Source organism: Undibacterium sp. TJN19, from assembly GCF_049339485.1.
Taxonomy (GTDB): domain Bacteria; phylum Pseudomonadota; class Gammaproteobacteria; order Burkholderiales; family Burkholderiaceae_D; genus Undibacterium.
This window is the reverse complement of record NZ_JBMPPL010000080.1, coordinates 1-284: the sequence shown is the minus strand read 5'-3', so window position 1 is coordinate 284 and position 284 is coordinate 1. Positions and strand designations below refer to the sequence as shown.

The 284-nt window shown below is 54.9% G+C and carries 1 protein-coding gene; it reads right to left on the bottom strand.

Going from position 1 to position 284, the window contains the following annotated elements:
* A partial coding sequence (locus ACO0LH_RS28615) for a cellulose synthase subunit BcsC-related outer membrane protein (protein ID WP_422944545.1) occupies positions 1 to 284 on the bottom strand: 284 nt, incomplete at both ends.

Below are 284 nucleotides of genomic sequence, written 5' to 3'. Positions count from 1 at the left end.
CCGATCTGGTACGACAGTTTGCCTTTGCGTCCGGCAAAGTCAAGCGGGATGCCCATGGCAACATAGGATTTGGGGCTGAAGTAGCCACCATGCCCGTAGGTGAAGTAGCGCAGGTTTTTGTTGTAGAAGAAGGTGGTGAGTCCTAAACCTGTGGTGAAGGTGAAGTCGTTGGTTTTATAGGCACGCCAGTAGGCACCCGCGCCAAATTCGGCCATGGTGTTTTTGGCGACGTTTTTGCCGGTGAGTCCGTAGTAGCCGCCGCTGGCGTAGACGCCTCCATCTTC